Source organism: Acinetobacter sp. R933-2 (genome assembly GCF_030325485.1).
Classification (GTDB): domain Bacteria; phylum Pseudomonadota; class Gammaproteobacteria; order Pseudomonadales; family Moraxellaceae; genus Acinetobacter; species Acinetobacter sichuanensis.
The window spans coordinates 66,835-84,088 of sequence record NZ_JACAIJ010000002.1 but is presented as its reverse complement, the minus strand read 5'-3'; the positions used below and the strand labels follow the sequence as shown (position 1 = coordinate 84,088).

The following is a 17,254-nucleotide window of genomic DNA, read 5'->3' as shown; positions in this document are numbered from 1 at the left end:
TCCCCTCAATTGAGGGGATTTTTTAAATCAAATATAGCATCAAAGAGCCGCAATCTGCTCCATATTCGCTTTAATCTTCGCTAACTGATCAGCAAACTCAGCAAGTTTAACTTTCTCACCTTCAACCACAGCAGCAGGTGCTTTCGCTACAAAACTTTCATTGCCAAGTTTAGTCGCAATTTGGTCATGTTGCTTTTGAACCTTGTCGAAGTCTTTTTGTAGACGACCAAGTTCCGCTTTCGGATCAATCAAACCCTTCATAGGAACGAATACAGACACATGACCAACTACAGAAGACGATGACAATGGCGGTTGCTCAGCATCAGCAAGGAAAGTAATGCTTTCAACTTTTGCCAACGCTTTAAACAATGGTTCAATACGTGCGATCTGCGCTTTTTCAGCATCCGTGGTATTTTGTAGAAGCACAGGTAACAAACGCGCATTACCTAAGCCCATTTCACCACGGATGTTACGAACTGCACCAATCAAACCTTGAAGCCATTGCATATCTGCTTCAGCTTGTTCATTGATCTTCGCTTCATCGGCAACAGGGTATTGTGCCAACATGATGCTTTCGCCTTGCAGACCAATCATTGGTGCAAGCGTTTGCCAGATTTCTTCAGTCAAGAACGGCATGATTGGATGTGCAAGACGTAAAGACGCTTCCATCACCGCAAGCAACACACGACGAACTTCCGCTTTACGCTCAGTCGACACATTTTCATCATTTAGAACTGGCTTAGTCAGCTCAACATACCAGTCACAGTATTCATTCCAAATGAACTCATAAATTGCTTGCGCAGCCAAGTCCAAACGATACGTCGCAAAGGCTTGCTGAACCGCTTGTTCCGCTTTTTGTAAACGGCTTACGATCCACTGTTCAGGCAGTTCCCAAAGGTCTTGACGAACTTCTTGACCAATGGTTTGACCTTCAACATTCATCAGAACGAAACGGGTTGCATTCCAAATCTTGTTGGCAAAGTTACGGTAACCTTCAACACGTTTCATGTCGAATTTGATGTCACGACCTGTATTGGCAAGCGCACAGAAAGTGAAACGAACCGCATCTGTACCATAAGCTTGAATACCTTCAGGGAATTCTTTACGGGTTGCTTTCTCGATTTTTGGTGCAGTTTTCGGGTTCATCAAACCTGTAGTACGTTTTTGCACGAGGGTTTCAAGGTCAACACCGTCAATCAAATCTAATGGGTCAAGAACGTTGCCTTTAGACTTCGACATTTTTTGACCTTCGCCATCACGGACTAAACCATGCACATACACGGTTTTAAATGGAACTTGTGGCGTACCATCTTCATTTTTCATAAAGTGCAACGTAAACATAATCATACGTGCAACCCAGAAGAAGATGATGTCAAAACCAGTCACCAATACATCCGTCGGGTGGAAAGTATTTAAGAAATAGTTTTCTTTATCTTTCTCTGCGTCGCCTGTCCAACCTAAAGTTGAGAATGTCCATAGTGCAGAAGAGAACCATGTATCAAGTACGTCTTCATCTTGGCTCAGTGCAAGATCAGCAGGCAGATTGTGTTTTGCACGAACTTCAGCTTCATCACGACCAACATAGATGTTGCCTTCAGCATCGTACCAAGCAGGGATACGATGACCCCACCACAATTGACGAGAAATACACCAATCCTGAATGTTGTTCATCCACGCCATGTACATGTTGCTGTATTGTTCAGGCACAAATTTAATGTCACCGTCTTTTACAGCTTTAATCGCAGGCTCAGCAAGTGGTGCAATTTTTACATACCATTGGTCTGTCAATAATGGCTCAACAATCACGCCTGAACGGTCACCGCGAGGGGGTTTCAAGGTATAAGGTTGAATTTGATCTAACCAGCCTTCAGCTTCAGCTTGTTCAACCAATTTTTTACGTGCAGCAAAACGTTCCAAACCTACGTATTCTGCAGGTGCAGGAATAGTTTTAGAAATTTGTTCACCCGCTTTCGCGATATATTCAAACTCAGCCAATACTTCAGCATTTTTGTTGAAAATGTTAATGATCGCGAGTTCACAACGTTTACCCACTTCATAGTCATTGAAGTCATGTGCAGGGGTGATTTTTACACAGCCTGTACCAAACTCTTTATCGACATATTCATCTTTAACAATGGCAACCGCACGACCTGTAATTGGGAGGATAATGTTTTTACCCACAAGGTGTGCATAACGCTCATCATCAGGTGCAACTGCAACTGCTGTATCACCAAGTAATGTTTCAGGACGAGTGGTTGCCACAACAATGTGGTCTTTACCATCATGGGTACGCAGTGACTTGTCTTCAAAGAAATATTTGAAGTGCCACAATGAACCTTGTTCTTCTTTATCAGACTCAACTTCTAAGTCAGACAATGCAGTTTGTAGTTTTGGATCCCAGTTCACCAAACGTTTACCACGATAGATCAAACCGTCTTCGTGCAGTTTTACGAAAACTTCTTTGACTGCATTAGATAAACCTTCATCCATAGTGAAGCGTTCACGTGACCAATCTACTGATGAACCCAGACGACGAATTTGACGGGTAATATTACCGCCAGATTGTTCTTTCCATTCCCAGACTTTTTCAATGAACTTTTCACGACCTAAGTCATGACGGCTAATGTCTTGAGCACCAAGCTGACGTTCAACCACCATTTGCGTTGCAATACCCGCATGGTCTGTACCTGGTTGCCATAAGGTATTTTTACCAGACATACGGTTATAACGTGTCAAGGCATCCATGATGGCATTGTTAAAACCATGACCCATGTGCAAGTTGCCTGTGACGTTTGGTGGCGGAATCATGATACAGAATGAGTCGCCTTTACGAGAAGGTTGGAAATAACCATTCTCTTCCCAAGTCTTGTACCATTTTTTCTCGATCTCAGTCGGATCGTAGGTTGTAGCAATATTTTGCGCTGAATCAGTCATAGTAAAAACAGATCAAAAGTGAGTGAAAAATTAGATTCATTGTAGCAAATAAATTTCCTAAGTGGGGGATTCTCATCAAGTGTATAGAACGCTCTGGTTGGGCAGTAAACTTCACTGAGCGAGTATCAAAGTTTGAGCAAGAAAATTTTATTGATGAATAGAATCATCACAACATTCATTAAAGTCAAAAAATAAGATAAAAGGTTGGTCAGTATTGCAATAAATATTTTAAAAAAATAAATGAATCAGTGGCTTAATATATTTTTAAAATGTAAAAAGAATCAAGAAAAGACAATGCATATAATGATAAGCTTTGCTAATATTTTGTCACCATTGATTGACCCATAATATTAACAAAAAGGCTGATTTGTATGACTTATAAAATTAACTTAGCAATTGACACTTCAACTTATCAAGCACTGCAAAATGTCACTGAACGTTTAAATCAGGGAGATAAAGAAAATCTATCTAAACAATTAGGCACGATTTTTACAGATATGTCTTGTCAGGTTTTAGATCAGGTTTTTGGACGCTTGATTGAAGAAAAACGAGGAAAAGATTTAGATGCCAAAGGACAAAAAAGTTTAAAAGAAGCCGAACAGATTTTTGAGCAAATTGAAAATGCATTACGAAAATATATGCCATGGTCGATTTCCTTTTTTGGGAATGATCGTTTAAAGCCTGTGGCAAATCATATTTTACAAAAATTTGACCCATCTAATCCTGAACAAATTTATATGTACTATGTGTTAGACCGTCATTTAGGTGAGCAAGCGAGTCAAAATATTCAGCAAGTTTTAGAAGGGAATATTCAGGCATTACCAGCCACCTTAAAAAATTTAGTTAAAATCATTGATTTGGGTATTTCTGAGTTTATTCGAGATCCAAAAACCTTATTAAAATTTAATTTTGTGGTCGATAAAACTTTAAATGGTGTCATTAATATGATTACCAGTACAGGTTATAAACGCCTAGAAAAGGTAGGGGATGACTATAAAGCAGGTGATGCAGAAAAAGCACAGCATTATGCAAAACATTTTAATCATTTTTTAGTGCGTAGTTAATTTCTGGGTACTTTGCATGAAATATTTTTCATGGCATATTTAAAATCAATTATTTAGGAAGATAGTTCATGGACATGAAGGTTGTTTGGATTACAGGAGCTTCATCAGGTTTAGGTAAGGCTTTAGCAAAAGAGTGTGCTTTACAAGGTGCACAAGTGGTACTGAGTGCACGCCGTTTAGACGAGTTGGAAAATGTTCGTGTAAGTTTGCTCAATCCAGATCGTCATATTTCGGTTGCAATGGACATCACCAATGAATCACAAGTTCGTCATGCTTATGAGCAAGTGCTCAAAGAAAAAGGTCGAATTGATTGGTTGATTAATAATGCGGGTCTCAGTCAACGTGCATTGATTGCAGATACGACCATGCAAACAGAACGTGCCATTATGGAAATCGATTATTTTTCACAAGTTTTTTTAACGAAAACCGTATTGCCTACATTCTTAAAACAGAAATCAGGTCGAATTGCCTATGTATCAAGTATTGCAGGTTTGCTTGGTACGCAATATCGTGCGTCATATTCGGCAGCAAAAGCCGCGATTCATATGTGGGCAAATAGTTTACGTGCTGAAGTTGCCAAAGATGGTGTGAATGTTTCAGTGATTTTTCCAGGTTTTGTTAAAACCAATGTATCTTTTAATGCATTGAATGGTGAAGGTAAGCCTCAAGGTCATCAGGATGAAGCCATTGAAAATGGTTTAGATGCAGATGAATTTGCACAACAAACGATAGAAGCTTTACAAAAAGGGGAAGAGTTTATTGTGGTTGGAGGACGAAAAGAAAAACTGGGTGTATTGGTATCACGTATTTCACCGAAAATTTTATATAAAATGATTCGGAAAATGAAAGTGAAATAAGTTCATTGATGAAAATAGGGCAGGAGAGATTTACATGAATATTATTTTAAAAATAATGTGTGGATTTCTCTCTGCTATTTGTCATCACAACAAAAAAATGATCCTAAAGTTTGATGGTCAGCAGTATCAAGTACCTACATTATATAAACACGATTATGCTTATTAGATATAATCTATAGTGGTTAGAGCTTTGTATTGTAAAGTTATTTTTATATGATAAAAATTGAATCAAGTGAAAAGTGGTAATATGTTAAATAACGAAATGACTTTAGAACAAATTAATCAATTTTTAGCAAGTAAAGCGCAGCATATTCAAACGGCATTTAAAAATCGTGATTATTTGAGTGCTAATCAACAACTTTTAGAGCTGATTCAAGTCGTTCCTTCACATCAAAATGTGCTCTGTGATTTAGCGATCACAGAAATGCGTTTAGAAAATTATCAGATTGCATATGATTATTTGCAACAAGCGATACAATATCATCCTCATACTGTAGAAATTAATACTTATGATGCAATGAGTGAAGTATGTTATTTTTTAAATGACAGAAAACAACAAAAGCATTATGGGCGTTTAGCGAATCAAGCAAAAAAAGATGCAGTGCAACATGAAAAAAAATTAAGCCTTCCTCAGACTACACCTCCTAAATTTAACCCACAAGCACCCTCTGAAAATATTATTAGTTATTCTTTATATGGTGATTTACCACGTTATTGTGAAGGGGCAGTATTAAATACTCAATTTGCAAAGGAAATTTTTCCTGAATGGACATGTCGTTTTTATATTGATGAAAGTGTACCGCGCAAAATTGTAGAACGATTAAAAGCATTAGGTGCACAGATCATTTATGTGAATGAACAGCAAAGACAGCTTTCAGGTTTATATTGGCGCTTTTTTGTCATGCATGATCCACAAGTAAAACGTTTTTTAGTTCGTGATGCTGACTCATTTTTATCTTATAAAGAGCGTGCGGCGGTTCAAGCATGGATTGACTCAGATTGTTATTTTCACTGTATGCATGATTCTTATGATCATGTGGAGTTATTATTAGCAGGAATGTTTGCAGGTTGTTCAGGTATTTTCCCTGATATTGAGCAAGATATACACCAATTTTTAGCTCGGGATCGACATCTGATTGAACGGGTAATGGATCAGCACTATCTACGATATTGTATTTGGCCTACAGCCGCACAAAGTATTTTGATCCATGATAGTCAAGGTTATGATGCTACAGCCTTAGATTTTCCATTAAACATAAATGAATATGATGAAAATTTTCATATTGGTCGTATTGAAGCGAGATGGAATGTGCAAGTAGAACATACATTTGAGCCAAATACATGGTTAATTTGGTCTTTAAAAGATCAGACTCAACGCACAATTTGTGAATATGATATTTATGTGGAAAGTCAGCGATTTAATATCATGCTTCCTAAAGTTTATACAGACCGTTTACAGCGCGGTGAATGGTATATTGAAACTCGACTTAAGCTTTCATCTGTGATTTAGATGACGTGAAACATCACAATAATATGGATGATCTGTTTAAATCAGAGCCATTTTTGCATGCATATTAAAGTTTTTTCCACTGTATATTTTCATTGCTAAACTGGAGTAAAAACGAAAAACCAGATTCATCTGCCACCAAGTAAGAAGATGGATTGACCATCAGCACTTTTAATAAAATACCCGCTTCTATCGTAATGGGTTGTAATTGATCTTTCGTTAAAGTTACAGGTTGAATTAATTCAACAATCTCCATCTTTAATCCTAACTCATTATTTCGCAGTAAATATCATATAAATTATGACATATTTATTATGTTTTTTATGAGTTTAAACTGAGCGTTTAAGTGGAATAAATGAATATTTTGATTGAATTTTATACTAAAATGTAAAAATACCTGTCTTGATATAATGAAATAAAAACAGTGTATTTTTACATGAATTTAAAAGCTTATAAATGAACTGTTGCACCTAAAGCTTGGATGAATTGTGCCATCCATGCAGGGTGTGCAGGCCATGCAGGTGCGGTGATTAAATGCCCATCCGTTACAGCTTCTGTTACAGCAATCTCCGCATATTGACCGCCTGCAAGTTTGACTTCAGCAGCACAAGCAGGGTAAGCCGAGCATAAGCGACCTTGAAGAATATCAGCCGCAGCAAGAATTTGAGCACCATGACAAACCGCAGCAATTGGCTTTTGTGCAGTATCAAATTCACGTACAATTTCAAGGATTCTTTCATTCATACGTAGATATTCTGGAGCACGTCCACCAGGAATCACTAAGCCGACATAATTTGCTGTATTGACCTCGGAAAAATTATAGTTAATCGCAAAGTTATGCCCACGCTTTTCACTGTAGGTTTGTTCACCCTCAAAGTCATGAATTGCGGTAGCAATGTGATCACCTGACTTTTTGTCAGGACAAACCGCATGTACTGTATAGCCTAAGCCCACTAAAAATTGGAAGGGTACCATTGTTTCATAATCTTCAGCATAATCGCCAACGAGCATTAAAATTTGTTTAGACATTATTCAGCCCTCTTTCATCCATTTGTTAAAATTATCTATTGAAACATAGCATAGCCGATTGACAGAATTAAGGCAGATCGACACATCTTTAGTCGTAAATTTTATAAAATAAGCAAATTTCTATTTTGTTAGAGCAAAGCAATAAAAAAATATAATGACAAGTTACTAAAATACATAAAAATTATTGTGATTTCTTATTCTTAATTAAGCTTTTAGGATTAATATCAGGTCACTTAGAAAAAATATTAAGGATATCAAGCATCAATGTTTAAATCTTTTTTTCCAAATCCAAAATGGTTTTTTGGTTCATTGCTGATTTGGTTCATCATTAACTTAGTGCTGTGGTATAGCGGTGGTAAATCTTGGGGAGAGTTCATTGGTTTTCCTCAAGCTTATGCGACAACAGAGTTACCCATTAATGTGACACGTTTTTGGTCAGCACAGTTTCTTTGGTTTTACCTCTGGTTTTTTGTTTCAACTGCACTATTTGCGGCATTTTGGAAATGGAAATCGAATAATAAATGGCAAGCGTGGTCAGTATGGGGCTCAGCTTTTATTTTGTTTAATGTTTGGTTTGGGGTACAGGTGAGTGTATCTCTCAATGCTTGGTATGGTCCATTTTGGGACATGATCCAAAAAATGCTCAGTAGTGGTGGTGGCAATATCCAAGATTTGTATATGGGCACATTGACATTTTTATTAATTGCGATGGTTGCAGTTACTGTGGCTGTCATCAACTCATTTTTTGTCAGCCATTATATTTTTCGTTGGCGTACTGCAATGAATGAATATTATACAGCACATTGGGGTAAATTGCGCCATGTGGAAGGTGCTTCACAGCGTGTGCAAGAAGATACCATGCGTTTTGCAACAACACTTGAAGCTTTAGGTGTGAGTTTTATTAAAGCCATTATGATTTTAATTGCTTTTTTACCTGTCTTAATTCAGCTTTCTGAACGTGTTCCAGTCTTACCTATTGTGGGTGAAATTAAGTATTCGTTGGTATGGGCTGCAATAGGTTGGGCAATTTTTGGTACATTTTTATTGATGGTGGTTGGGATTAAATTACCAGGTTTAGAGTTTAATAACCAAAAAGTCGAAGCAGCCTACCGTAAAGAATTAGTTTATGGTGAAGATTATGTAGATCGTGCCCAGCCTGCGACATTAAAAGAATTATTCCAAAACGTGCGTAAAAACTATTTCCGTTTATATTTTCATTATGCTTATTTTAATATGGTGAGCACATGGTATGCACAGCTCGATATTTTATTTAGTTTGGTTGTGTTATTTCCATCTATTGCAGCAGGCACAATGACTTTGGGCTTACTGAACCAAATTGGTAATGTGTTTGATAAAGTCCGTGAGTCTTTTCAGTATTTAATTAGTTCATGGAAAACGATTATAGAACTATTATCTATTCATAAGCGTTTAAAAGCCTTTGAATCTGTTTTAGATGAAAAATAATGATTTCATAACAAAAGAAAAGAGCATCCAAAAATGCTCTTTTTTATCTAAGCATCAATAACATAGCAATGAATTAAGGCATTTTGCAACAGAGCAGCAAAGCTTTCGACTTCGATGTTTTCTAAGACTGCAAAACAAATACTGTCATGATCTGTATTGATATAAAGCAGGCTTTTATGATGTGGTTTGAGATAATGTGCCAAAGATTCCATACCATCTTGCATAGATTCATCACCATCCATACGCGACCATTGCCAACCAGTAAACTCATCAAAATCAGCCAAATGATATAAACTTTCAGTATCTTTATAATCAAAATGATAAAGTTTTGGAGCCGCAACGTTTAAATATTGCCAATATAAGGTATAGATATTTTGACTTTCACAATAGACTAAAACATCCTCTTGAGCGATTTCAAATTCTTCGATAATAAAAGCATTCGTTGAATGAATCAGTTCAGTTGCTTGTTCTTGGTTTTGTCCACAAAGTAACAATGATATGTCATGCAACCATGCGCTTGCTGTCACTTGCTCAAGCCATTCATTTATTTTAATTTCAAATTGTGCCTCGGTACTGCGACCTAGTAATGCATCATGCAGGGCAGCAAAATAATCTGCGCGAGTCATTTCTTCGTTGACAATAAACTCAAAGCTATGAATATCAAAATAGCCACATTGCGCTTCGTTATTTAAACCATCAAAACATAAAATTTTATCGTGTTGTACATGTAAATAAGGCAGGGAATAGTAGTCGCTATGAATGAGCAATGTCCCTTTTTTATTGAAAATATTAATTTTTAGATCATGGTCAATGGCGACAATTTTTCCACCTTTAAAAATTTTAGGCGGCGAGTCTTGAAAGCCACGTTCAATATTTTGATATTTACAAGGAATGATCATTTCGCCATGTTTATTGATCACACCATAATTTTCACGCTGATCATCAGATTTAAATTGACGTAATGTTGCTAGACCATGCTTAGCGTTGATTTTCCCTAAAATGGCATGATCCAGTTGGAAAACCAAATCACCTTGTGGTGTATAAACATTGAGTTTTTGATCACAATCTTCTGCACGAATAAATCCATCTTCATAACGACCATAATCAATAAATTTAAGATTATCTTGTAGTAAGCTTAAGCTTGGAAAATGTAGTAATTGTTGAATAATTTCTCCATCTTCTTTCAAAATACTGTGACTGATTAATGCATTGCTATAAACCTCAATGTTATTGAAACCTTTGGAAAATGGCAGAATTTCATTCCCATTCAAGTCATAAAGAGCACTCGAATGTAATAAATCCTTTACAGCTTTAGATGCAACAATAAACCCTCCTTGCACAAATGCCATCTCAATTTCTAAACTCAGTGGTAAAATTTCACGACCATAGGGCGTAACTAAGGCTGAAAAAGCATGATCTACTGCATGCTTTTTAGAGGGTAATTTTTTATTTTTAGGATAAACAGTAAAAGCGTCAATCGCATCTTGGAAAAAGCGAGTTTCAGTGAGCGCCCATTGTTTAGAAAAATCTTCATTCCACCAAAAATCTTCAAAGTCAGCCTGAATATCCCAAATGCGTGCGATACATTTTCGATCCCACCAACCTAACTCAAATTGTGGGCGTTGTATGATTTGATTGGCAGTTGAATGTTTAAGCTCAAAAATATTATTTAAATTAAACTGTTTAGACAACTCCGAAATTTGCTCTAATTGTTTTAAAAATTTCTTTGAGCCAAAAGTAGCATCGTTAAACAGGGTACAGTCCAACATTAACCATGTTTTATGTGTCGTTTGAATGGTCTGATCAATATGTTGCCATTTTTCAGCAATATCGAGAGGGAAATTTTGAATATCTTGTTGAAAGTGTAAATTTAAAAAATTCCAGCGTTGTTTGACTTGAGAAATTGGCGTAATCAACGTAGATAGACTTTGTGTATCTACATAGGTATTGCTGGCAACTTTCTCAGGTAAATGCTCAAGATCTCCCATTAAATATGAAAATAATAGCGGAATATGAGAGAACCATTCAGCCCAAGCCTCAATTTGAGGATTATCAAAATGCCATTCTATGCTATTTGGTAAACAATCAATTGCAAATAAAGTACATGATTTTGCCATTTTTATAAGATTAAAAAGTGATATTGAGTCAATGAAGCTTAGATTTTATTCACTTATTTTTAAAGGGATTTCAAGTTGTTAATGTGTAGCATGATAAAAATTTAAAATCGGACGCATTAATTGCTGGTTATTTGGATTCAATGTCACATGAATATTACAAAAATTAAAATCACCATCATTGCTATATTTTGCGACACCATGCGTTTTAGTCTTTTGCTTTGCAATTTGATAACTAAAAAATGCAGTATTTTTATTGGGATAAACCAAAGTTAACTTTTTATGAGAGTCTTGCATACCACCATATTCATATTCAATACTTTGTTTAAGCAATTGTGGGAAATATAAACTTGCTGAAGGATAACCACAACCTGCACAAACTGAAGAATCATAAAGTGTAATGGCTTCTTGATGATCTGGACTCATGAGCAAACTTGAACCTGTTCCATTTGCTCCAGCATCTGTTTGGATGTCTTGCCAATGTCGAGGAACAAGAACGACACCAAGCTCAGGTAAACTTAGAAGCTTGAGTTGCTTAGCTAAATTTGTGTCTAAGTTAAAATTAAAATGACAAGACTGAGCATCACATTTTTTAATTCGAGCAATATAACCATCATCGACAGGATTCAGTGCGGTGACACCATAAAAGGGAATACTGACATTGTTTTGAAATGTTGCATGCCCTAAAAAGTATTGTTGATTATTGATTTTTCTCGCTTTTTCATTATTTGAAAATTGAGGGAATTGTGGCTGAAACGTTTTGATTTCAGCACGTACGGTGTTTGCCAATAATAATAGAAAAATAGGAATAGCGATTTTAAACATGATGGTTTTGTCCTGATGTAATCTTTGTTCAAGTTAGATTTAAATAAGCAGTCATTTTTAGGCATCAAAAATTCTAAAAATAAGCATAAAGAATCCTCGAATGAGAAACCAAATCAACTGTAAAATTCCCATGAAAATCATTTCAAAGAGAACTTCAATAAGAAATTTTATAATTGCTTTGATGATGCGTTTTAATTGTTGAAATGGAAAATAAAAAATCCCTAAACAAAATTGCTTGATTGGAGAGAGCGTATTGCCTAAAAATGTAGTTGGAAAATTATTTTCATTGGCATAAATCAGTGCAAATAACCACATGATTATAAAATAAGCCAAAATCAGCAAAAAAATATAGCTCAGCATGATATTTACCTAAAGAATTTTAACTTTTAAGCATCACAATTTCCTGCATTATCAAGTGCAGAAAAATACCATTTTCCATTAATTTTGCTGAAAAATAGATGCATATCATCGCCAATATCTTTACTCTTGCCTACATATTGTAACTCAACTAATTGTTTTTCAAAGGGTAAGATTTTTTTAAGTTCTAGATTGAGTTCTTGCTGAGACATTTCAATAATATCTTGATTATTCTTACTTAACCCTGAAAATGGCTTATGGTTATTTGTGGTATAAAATAAACCTGATTTATTCCAAGAGGTACAGTCCATTGTGGGCAGCTGTGTGCTTTTGATCAGTTTTTGATTGGCTTTAGGTGCTTGATAAAACCACATATTTGAGCCATTCGCTTCGTATTGAGGAAATGAAAATTCTGAACGCGTATAAAAACTTTGATTGATTGGTACCCCAATTTTATTCCAATAAATATAACCATATTGTGGGTGAATATATTGTCGAATCGTTTGAACATCTTGGACGTTAAAAGCGTAGCTCACTGTTTGGATGACGTGCTCAAGTTCCGTATCGATAGCAGCAAAAGAGACAGAAATTTCTAATAGATAAATGATAAGGCTATATTTTAAAAATTGAATTTTAGACATGTTTTTGTACCTTCATATTTTAATCTTTTCTTTATTTATAGTGAGGAATAGTAATAAAAAATAAGTACTTTCAATGCATGAAATTTGTAATCTATTCCAAATGATTATGATGTTTGTGAAAAAAAGCAGGTCGATAAACAACCTGCATGGGGTGTTCTACTGAATATTTAACGCAATTTATTTATGTGTACTGACCTGAGTCATACGTGGAATTTTAGGTAAATCTTCTAGAGCTGGATCAATTTCATCTTCTTGGGCATGTACCAGAAAGTCTACGCGTTTACGTAAATTTTTAAACTCAGTTGTTGTCATTAATTCTGGATGACGAGGACGTGGTAAATTCACTTCAATAATTTCTTTGATTTCACCTGGATTGGCTTTTAATGCAACAATACGATCTGCTAATAAAATGGCTTCATCCATATCATGTGTTACAAAAATAATTGTAATATCAATGTTTTGCCATAAGTCCATAAGGTGTTTTTGCATTTTTTGGCGTGTATGTGGATCAAGTGCACCAAAAGGCTCATCCATCAGTAAAATTTTAGGTTCATTGACTAATGCTCGTGCAATGGCGACACGTTGCTTCATTCCTCCAGAAAGTTGGTGTGGATATTGGTTTTCATATTTTTCTAAGCCAATAATATTAATCCATTCTCGTGCGGCAGCTTCGGCAACAGGATTGCTCGAACCTTTCATAAGTGGTCCAAACATGACATTTTCTTTGACAGTTTTCCATGGGAACAAGGTATAACCTTGAAATACCATACCGCGTTCGGGGCTAGGACCGTGAATTTTTGTACCATCCACTAAAATTTCACCACTACTATAGGGGTCAAGTCCTGCAACTATTCGGCTCAAGGTTGATTTTCCACAACCAGATGGACCAATGATACAAATGAACTCTCTTTTATGAATTTTTAAATCAATTTGCTTTAATACCGTTCTTTCCTGTTGCTGATATTTAAAGATTTGGCTGAGTTTTTTGGCTTCTAAAATGATAGGACGTTGATAAATTGCATTAAAATAAGCATTTGCATCAAAATCAGTCGCGTATTGAGGATGATGATTCATTATTTTGCTCCTAATTTCCATTTAAATAGACGTTGCCCTAACTTCATGAGTACAACATCGCACAGTAGACCAATCACCCCAATAATGAGAATGGCGGCATAAACATTGTCAAAATTTTGATAACGTGCTTGTTGAGTAATAAACCATGTAATGCCTGAGGTCGTACCAATCAGTTCTGACACGATTAAATAAGTCCAAGCCCAACCAAGTAATACGCGTAAATCACGATAGATATCAGGTAGGGCAGCAGGAATTACGACATTAAATAAGCTTTTGAATGGGTTCGTACCCAGTGTGAAACCTGCTTCAATTAAACTTTTATCAACTAAACGTGTGGTATTGGCAATAATTAAAATTTGTTGAAAAAGCGTGCCGATGACAATAATGGCAATTTTAGGTGCATCATTGATCCCTAAAATAGCCACAGCCAAAGCCCCAAAAGCAGGTGCAGGTAGATAACGAAAAAATTCGACAAAAGGTTCGGTTAGTTGGGAAATTGTTTTAGAAAATCCACATAAAATCCCCAATGGAATGCCAATAAGCGATGAAATAAAAAATGCAGTAAAGACAATTTTAATACTATGCCACAAGCTTTGATGAAACCAAGGTGCATCTGCTTGTACTGGTGCTGTAGTAAAGGCAGTTACTAAAGCAAGCGCAACTTCATGTGGTGCAGGTAAATAAATAGGATTGACTAATTTTCCTTGAGGCGGTGCTTGGTCATGATTGACTGCATTTTGGGCTTCACTATAGAAAATAGCTTTGTCTACTCGGCTACCTACTTGTAGAAAAGTCGAACTTCCTGAGTTTGTGATCTGAACTTGAGGATGCCAAATAAAAGGTAAATAACTGACCGCACACCACAATAAAATAGGAATCAAAAAAGAACAAAAACCTAAATATAGTTTTTTGCTTGCACTGAGTTCACTAGCAACATAAGCCATAACGTGTCGCCCCAATATTACGATTTTTTTAAAATGTAATACTGTTAAGCAAAATGAGTGCCATATCTATTTTTTAAGTTGAAGCATCGAGGTTTAATCATAAAGCGTTGCATATTGCTCTGATACTGATGAAATGAAGTGCATTAATGCACGATATTTGCACTGTTTTGGATAATTCTGTTCTTGTATTTCGCTCAAGCTTAAATAGATTTTTTTTGTTATAGTAGCTGACTTATTTTATACATCTATTTTATATAGGAAATGTAGCGAATGACTCAGACGCACTCAACAGTCCCAAAAAGTAAGAAAAAGCTGTTTATGCTTTTGAGTTTAGGCATCATTATTCCAGTATTACTCATAGTGATCGCATTTGTCGCTATTAAGAATGATGCAGAAAATCAAAAAGAATATGACCGTATCCGTCAGGAACAAGCAGCCCGAATTGAATTAAAAAAACAACAGCAAGAGCAACAAACCATTCATGAAAGTCATTCTGAATAAAGCAACATTTCTCATAAAGTAAAAAAGTGTACGATAAAAAACCGCTCAAATTTGAGCGGTTTTTTATATCAAATAAAAATTATTTGTTTTTGTCTTTTAACTGAGGAACAGCAGAACCTGTACCGACTGCAAGTAAACCTGCACCTGTATAGATACCCAATTTTGCACGAGTATCTGTGATGTCAAGGTTACGCATAGTTAACTGACCAATACGATCCATAGGAGTAAATACAGAATCACCTTTTTCCATCGTTAAACGCTCAGCTTCATAAGTGAGGTTTTCAGACTCAGTGTTCATAATCGTGTAATCATTACCACGACGAAGTTCTAAAGTCACAGTACCTGTGATCGCTTTAGCCACCCAACGTTGTGCAGTTTCACGCAGCATTAAAGATTGAGAATCGAACCAACGACCTTGATACAATAAACGACCTAAACGTAAACCGTTGATGCGGTATTGTTCAATCGTATCTTCGTTGTGAATACCAGTCACTAAACGCTCATAAGCGATGTGAAGCAGTGCCATACCTGGAGCTTCATAGATACCACGAGATTTTGCTTCGATGATACGGTTTTCGATTTGGTCAGACATGCCTAAACCATGACGACCACCGATACGGTTTGCTTCAAGAATGAATTCGACTGGATCTTCGATACGTTTGCCGTTTAATGCAACAGGGAAACCTTCTTCGAAAGTTACAGATACTTCTTCAGCTTCGATTTTTACGTCGTCTTTCCAGAATGCAACGCCCATGATTGGATCAACGATTTTGATACCAGCGTTTAGGTATTCAAGATCTTTCGCTTCATGAGTAGCACCCAACATGTTTGAATCTGTTGAATATGCTTTTTCTTTTGACATTTTATAGTCAAAACCATTGTCGATGAGGAATTGTGACATTTCCGCACGACCACCGAGCTCATCGATAAATGTTTGGTCTAACCAAGGTTTGTAAATTTTAAGAGCAGGGTTAGTCAATAAACCATAACGATAGAAACGTTCAATATCGTTACCTTTATATGTTGAGCCGTCTCCCCAAATGTTCACATCATCTTCTTTCATGGCAGTTACAAGCATTGTACCTGTTACTGCACGACCCAATGGGGTTGTGTTGAAGTAAGGAACACCACCAGTGCTGATATGGAATGCACCACATTGAATTGCAGCAATACCTTCTAATGCAAGTTGTAAACGGCAGTCAACCAAGCGTGCTTTTACTGCGCCATAAGCTTCTGCTTTACGTGGAATTGCATCATAGTCATCTTCATCAGGTTGACCCAAGTTTGCAGTATATGCATAAGGTTCTGCGCCTTTTTGTTTCATCCACAATAAAGCTGCTGAAGTATCTAGACCACCAGAGAAAGCGATACCCACTTTTTTGCCTACTGGTACATTCTGCAAGATCGTTGCATTATCAGTCATTGCTAGTCCTAACTATTTTGAAATAGGCACCACAAAATCGGGTCACCCAAGAGAATTTTATAAACGCAGTATTATAGCACTTTTATTTATGAGTTTTTAGAAAAAATGAGCTTTGAGAGGCTTTAATTTTATAATTAAAATATAAGATATTTATCTTGTATTTTTTTTAAAATTAAACCAAGAAAAAAATAAAGATGAAAGTTTAGACATTTTTTTTGATGGTTGCAGGATTGTGTGGTTTCTTAAGTTTTGCATTTTTTATGTGTAGTGGTTCACTTTCTAAGAGAAATAAGCATTTAGACAAATAAAAAAACATCCCTAAATAGGGAATATCAAGTTTTAATTGACTGAATACAATCATTTAATGGGCAAAGTGAAATTAAATAAAGTATGTGAATGATCCGTACTTTATTTGTTTTTATTTTCAAGTGATTTAGTCAGACTTTATGCAAAGTCTAAATGAATGTGATGACGAAAGATTTTCTAATCAGTCATTAAAACTCATTTTTTAATATGTTGT

Annotated in this window: 15 protein-coding genes; 5 read left to right on the top strand and 10 right to left on the bottom strand. The window is 35.9% G+C overall.

Annotation, left to right across the window (positions count from 1 at the left end; genetic code table 11):
* Window positions 1-39: 39 nt before the first annotated feature.
* Complete coding sequence (locus HX005_RS02985; RefSeq protein ID WP_286376230.1) at window positions 40-2,934, bottom strand: valine--tRNA ligase; 2,895 nt, start codon at window positions 2,932-2,934, stop codon at window positions 40-42.
* Window positions 2,935-3,305: 371 nt separating this feature from the next.
* On the opposite strand from HX005_RS02985, the gene HX005_RS02980 reads away from it, so the two are divergent.
* From HX005_RS02980 to HX005_RS02970, 3 genes are all read left to right on the top strand, one after another.
* Window positions 3,306-3,998 (top strand): hypothetical protein, encoded by a 693-nt coding sequence (locus tag HX005_RS02980; RefSeq protein WP_286376229.1) that lies wholly within the window; start codon window positions 3,306-3,308, stop codon window positions 3,996-3,998.
* A gap of 68 nt (window positions 3,999-4,066) precedes the next feature.
* Complete coding sequence (locus tag HX005_RS02975; RefSeq protein ID WP_107007506.1) at window positions 4,067-4,855, top strand: SDR family NAD(P)-dependent oxidoreductase; 789 nt, start codon at window positions 4,067-4,069, stop codon at window positions 4,853-4,855.
* A gap of 247 nt (window positions 4,856-5,102) precedes the next feature.
* Complete coding sequence (locus HX005_RS02970) at window positions 5,103-6,365, top strand: nitroreductase family protein (protein WP_286376228.1); 1,263 nt, start codon at window positions 5,103-5,105, stop codon at window positions 6,363-6,365.
* Between the two features lie 64 nt (window positions 6,366-6,429).
* Here HX005_RS02970 and HX005_RS02965 read toward each other — a convergent pair whose 3' ends face one another.
* Both HX005_RS02965 and HX005_RS02960 read right to left on the bottom strand, forming a co-directional pair.
* Window positions 6,430-6,618 (bottom strand): hypothetical protein, encoded by a 189-nt coding sequence (locus tag HX005_RS02965; RefSeq protein ID WP_107007509.1) that lies wholly within the window; start codon window positions 6,616-6,618, stop codon window positions 6,430-6,432.
* 194 nt (window positions 6,619-6,812) lie between these two features.
* A complete protein-coding gene (locus HX005_RS02960) occupies window positions 6,813-7,391 on the bottom strand; it encodes a DJ-1/PfpI family protein (RefSeq protein ID WP_107007510.1) in 579 nt (192 codons plus the stop codon).
* A gap of 264 nt (window positions 7,392-7,655) precedes the next feature.
* Here HX005_RS02960 and sbmA point away from each other — a divergent pair, with 264 nt between their 5' ends.
* The gene (gene sbmA / locus HX005_RS02955) at window positions 7,656-8,855 is read left to right on the top strand and encodes a peptide antibiotic transporter SbmA (protein WP_286376227.1); all 1,200 of its coding nucleotides are present in this window, start codon (window positions 7,656-7,658) and stop codon (window positions 8,853-8,855) included.
* Window positions 8,856-8,902: 47 nt separating this feature from the next.
* Here sbmA and HX005_RS02950 read toward each other — a convergent pair whose 3' ends face one another.
* The 6 genes from HX005_RS02950 to HX005_RS02925 all read right to left on the bottom strand — a co-directional run bounded on the left by HX005_RS02950 (window position 8,903) and on the right by HX005_RS02925 (window position 14,810).
* Window positions 8,903-10,972, bottom strand: coding sequence for a WG repeat-containing protein (locus tag HX005_RS02950; protein WP_286376226.1), 2,070 nt, complete (start codon window positions 10,970-10,972; stop codon window positions 8,903-8,905).
* A gap of 78 nt (window positions 10,973-11,050) precedes the next feature.
* A complete protein-coding gene (locus HX005_RS02945) occupies window positions 11,051-11,794 on the bottom strand; it encodes a DUF4850 domain-containing protein (protein WP_286376225.1) in 744 nt (247 codons plus the stop codon).
* A gap of 57 nt (window positions 11,795-11,851) precedes the next feature.
* Window positions 11,852-12,154 carry a hypothetical protein gene (locus HX005_RS02940; RefSeq protein WP_286376224.1) on the bottom strand — a complete coding sequence of 101 codons (303 nt, stop codon included), beginning with the start codon at window positions 12,152-12,154 and terminating at the stop codon, window positions 11,852-11,854.
* Between the two features lie 26 nt (window positions 12,155-12,180).
* Window positions 12,181-12,792 carry a hypothetical protein gene (locus HX005_RS02935; RefSeq protein ID WP_286376223.1) on the bottom strand — a complete coding sequence of 204 codons (612 nt, stop codon included), beginning with the start codon at window positions 12,790-12,792 and terminating at the stop codon, window positions 12,181-12,183.
* Window positions 12,793-12,969: 177 nt separating this feature from the next.
* Window positions 12,970-13,866, bottom strand: coding sequence for an ABC transporter ATP-binding protein (locus tag HX005_RS02930; RefSeq protein WP_107007516.1), 897 nt, complete (start codon window positions 13,864-13,866; stop codon window positions 12,970-12,972).
* Window positions 13,866-14,810 carry an ABC transporter permease gene (locus tag HX005_RS02925; protein WP_286376222.1) on the bottom strand — a complete coding sequence of 315 codons (945 nt, stop codon included), beginning with the start codon at window positions 14,808-14,810 and terminating at the stop codon, window positions 13,866-13,868. The genes HX005_RS02930 and HX005_RS02925 overlap by 1 nt, the downstream gene beginning before the upstream one ends.
* 270 nt (window positions 14,811-15,080) lie before the next feature.
* Here HX005_RS02925 and HX005_RS02920 point away from each other — a divergent pair, with 270 nt between their 5' ends.
* Entirely contained in the window at window positions 15,081-15,311 is a 231-nt protein-coding gene (locus tag HX005_RS02920; protein ID WP_107007518.1) for a hypothetical protein, read from the top strand.
* A 79-nt stretch (window positions 15,312-15,390) separates the two neighbouring features.
* Here the strand turns inward: HX005_RS02920 and argG are convergent, their stop codons facing one another.
* Window positions 15,391-16,734 (bottom strand): argininosuccinate synthase, encoded by a 1,344-nt coding sequence (argG, locus tag HX005_RS02915; RefSeq protein ID WP_286376221.1) that lies wholly within the window; start codon window positions 16,732-16,734, stop codon window positions 15,391-15,393.
* Window positions 16,735-17,254 lie beyond the last annotated feature (520 nt).